Source organism: Micromonospora sp. DT31, assembly GCF_049841795.1.
In the GTDB taxonomy this organism is placed as follows: domain Bacteria; phylum Actinomycetota; class Actinomycetes; order Mycobacteriales; family Micromonosporaceae; genus Micromonospora.
The window spans coordinates 1-3,207 of record NZ_JBNCKZ010000024.1; the positions used below are offsets into that span (position 1 = coordinate 1).

Annotated in this window: 3 protein-coding genes; all 3 read left to right on the forward strand. The window is 76.5% G+C overall.

Going from position 1 to position 3,207, the window contains the following annotated elements:
• The first annotated feature begins 313 nt into the window (after positions 1 to 313).
• The 3 genes from ACLQ2X_RS25930 to ACLQ2X_RS25940 all read left to right on the forward strand — a co-directional run bounded on the left by ACLQ2X_RS25930 (position 314) and on the right by ACLQ2X_RS25940 (position 3,135).
• Positions 314 to 1,534, forward strand: a complete 1,221-nt coding sequence (locus ACLQ2X_RS25930; protein WP_425683693.1) for a glycosyltransferase — start codon at positions 314 to 316, stop codon at positions 1,532 to 1,534.
• 47 nt (positions 1,535 to 1,581) lie between these two features.
• Complete coding sequence (locus tag ACLQ2X_RS25935) at positions 1,582 to 2,436, forward strand: alpha/beta fold hydrolase (protein WP_425683694.1); 855 nt, start codon at positions 1,582 to 1,584, stop codon at positions 2,434 to 2,436.
• 69 nt (positions 2,437 to 2,505) lie between these two features.
• Positions 2,506 to 3,135 (forward strand): hypothetical protein, encoded by a 630-nt coding sequence (locus ACLQ2X_RS25940; protein WP_425683695.1) that lies wholly within the window; start codon positions 2,506 to 2,508, stop codon positions 3,133 to 3,135.
• The last annotated feature ends 72 nt before the right edge of the window (positions 3,136 to 3,207 follow it).

The following is a 3,207-nucleotide window of genomic DNA, read 5'->3' on the forward strand; positions in this document are numbered from 1 at the left end:
CGGCACGACGCCGCCGGGCCGACAGGCCGCGCGGCGTGTCAACCAACACCGTGAACGTTCGTGGTCACGGCACTAGCCAGTCGACGCGCCCCCGGCCGCCCCGTCGACCCGCGGGGCGAACCGCACGGCGACCGGCGTGACGTCGCCGGGAACTCGATGTCCTCCCGGTTAGGAGTGGAGCGCAGGGGTACGGGTGCTCCCATGCGTGTCCTCGGCGTCGACGCGATCCTCCCCGACCCGGCCGCCGTCAAATGATCGACGACCGGGTGATGGGGGCCGGGGACGAGCACCCCGGCATCATGGAGGAGGAGACATGCGCATCGCGATGATTTCCGAGCACGCCAGCCCGCTCGCCGCCCCGGGCGAGGAGGGTGCCGGCGGGCAGAACCTCCACGTCGCCGAACTCGCGGCCGCCCTCACCGACGCGGGACACGAGGTACGCGTCTACACCCGCCGCGACTCCCCCACGCTGCCCGAGACGGTGCCCGCGGCGGACGGCTACCAGGTGTGGCACGTGCCGGCCGGTCCGGCGCGCCGCGTGCCGGCGGACGACCTGCTGCCGCACATCGGCGAGTTCGGCAGTTGGCTGGCGGACACGTGGCGGCACCGGGGCTGGACCCCAGACGTGGCGCACGCGCACTACTGGACGAGCGGACTGGCCGCCGTGCACGCCAGCCGGCGCACCCGGGTGCCGACCGTGCTGACGTACCACACGCTCGGCAGCGTCAAGCGCCGCCACCAGGGCGCCCCGGACATCGGTCCACCAGGTCGCGTCGGCTACGAGCGGGCACTCGGCCGGGCCGTCGACCGGGTGGTCGTGCAGTCCACGGACGAGGTCGCCGAGCTGGTGCGGATGGGTGTGCCCCGGTCCCGGATGGCACTGGTGCCCGCGGGCGTCAACCAGGCGGTGTTCCGCCCGGACGGACCGGCCGCGCCGCGTACCCCGGGCCGGCCGCGCATCCTCACCGTCGGCCGGATGGTCGAGCGCAAGGGCTTCCTCGACGTGGTCCGGGCGCTGCCCGCGGTGCCGGACGCGGAGTGCGTGGTGGTGGGCGGCCCACCGGCGGACCTGCTGCCGGCGGACGCGTTCGCCCGCCGGTTGTCCGCGCTCGCCGAGTCGTGCGGCGTGGCCGACCGGGTCCGGCTGCTCGGCGGCGTGCCCCGGGAGGAGATGGGCAGCTGGTACCGGTCGGCGGACGTGCTCGTGGCCGCGCCCTGGTACGAGCCGTTCGGGCTCACCCCGCTGGAGGCGATGGCCTGCGGGGTGCCGGTGATCGGCACCGACGTGGGCGGCATCGCCGACAGCGTCGTGGACGGGCTCACCGGGGACCTGGTGCCGCCGCGTGACCCGCGCGCCCTGGGCACCGCGCTGCGCCGGCTGCTCGGCGACCACGTGCGCCGGTTCACCTACGCGACGGCCGCGCTGGACCGCATCCGCAGCCGCTACTCCTGGCGGCGCTGCGCCGAGCAGCTCGGCGCGGTCTACGGGACGCTCGTCACCGCGGCCCGACCGGCCCCGGCGGTGGCCTGCTGACCCGGCCCGCACCTACCCGGCGGTAGCGTGGGCCGTACCCTGGGCCGGTGAGCGGGGACTACGCGCAGGAACACGTGGACGTCGACGGGGCCCGGCTGGGCGTGCAGGTCTATCCCGAGCCAGCCGGGCCGCCCGGGGCGCCGGTGGTGGTGATCTGGCCGGCGATGGGCGTGCGGGCCCGCTACTACCGGCCGTTCGCCGCCGCGCTGCGCGACGCCGGGCTGGCGGTGATCGTGGCCGACCTGCGGGGCACCGGGGAGAGCACGCCCGCGCCGACCCGCGCCTGCGACTACGGCTACGCGGAGCTGGCCGCCGACATCGGCGCCGTGCTGGACGCGCTGAAGACCCGGCTGGACGGCCGCACCCGGGTGCTGCTCGGCCACTCGCTGGGCGGGCAGGTCGCCGTGCTGCACCAGGCGTTGCACGACGCCGACCGGGTGGACGGGCTGGCTCTGGTGGCGGTGGGACTGCCGTGGTGGCGGCGCTATCCGGGGCGGCGCGGCTGGGGCGTGCTGCCGTACACCCAGGGGATCGCCGCGACGGCCCGCCTGCTCGGCGTCTGGCCGGGCTGGGGGTTCGGTGGCCGCCAGGCGCGCGGCGTGATCCGCGACTGGGCGCACACCGCCCGTACCGGCCGGTTCCCGGCGCTCGACGGGGTGGACGCGGAGGCCGCCGTGCGGCGGATCCGCACGCCGGTGCTCGCCGTCAGCGTCGACGACGACCAGTACACGCCGCACGAGACGCTCGACCACCTCTGCGACAAGCTGACCGGGGCGCCGGTGACCCGGCACCGCTACACGGTTGCCGAGGCGGACGCGCCGCTGGACCACTTCACCTGGGTCCGGGCCGGCACGCCGCTGGCCGCCCGGGTCGCCGCGTTCGCCCGGACGCTGCCCCGCTGACCGCCGCCGGGCGTGAGCGGCCGGTTCGTGGGTATGCGGCAGCGCCCGAACACGGCGAAGGGGGATCTGATGTCAGAACGGCACACCGCGCTGCGCTCGATGCACGACCTCGGCCTGGCGGCCTGGTTCGGCGGTTCCCTGATGGGAGCGCTCGGCGTCAACGGCGCGGCGGCACGGATCGACGACACGACGCAGCGGCTTCCGGTGGCCTCGGCCGGCTGGGCGAGGTGGACCCCGGTCAACGCGGCGGCGATCGGCGCGCACCTGGCCGGCGCGATGGGTGAGCTGGTCACCGAGAGCCCGCGGATGGCCCGGCAGGCAGGCGTGGGCCGGATGAGCGCGGTGAAGACGGCGTTGACCGTCGGTGCGCTCGCGGTGACCGGCTACAGCAAGCTGGTCGGGATGCGCCTGGAACGGGCGGGCGGGCCGCCGGTGGAGGGGACCACGGAGCCGAACCTCCACACCCCGGCGGGTGTCGCCGCCAGCCAGCGGAAGATGAAGCTGCTCCAGTGGGCGGTGCCGGCGCTGACCGGCGCGCTCGTGGTCGCGTCCGCGTACATGGGTGAGCAGCAGAAGACCGGGCAGGTGTTCCGGGGGATGCTGGGCCGGGCCGGCGGGTTGGTGTCCGCGCCGAAGAACGTCGCCAAGGTGGCCGCCGTGGGCGCCGCCGGGCGGCACCTGGTCGGGGCCGGTCGCTGACCACCGCGCGGCGGGGGGCCCCCCCCCGGGGGGGGGGGGGGGGGGGGGGGGGGGGGGGCGGGGCGGGGGGGG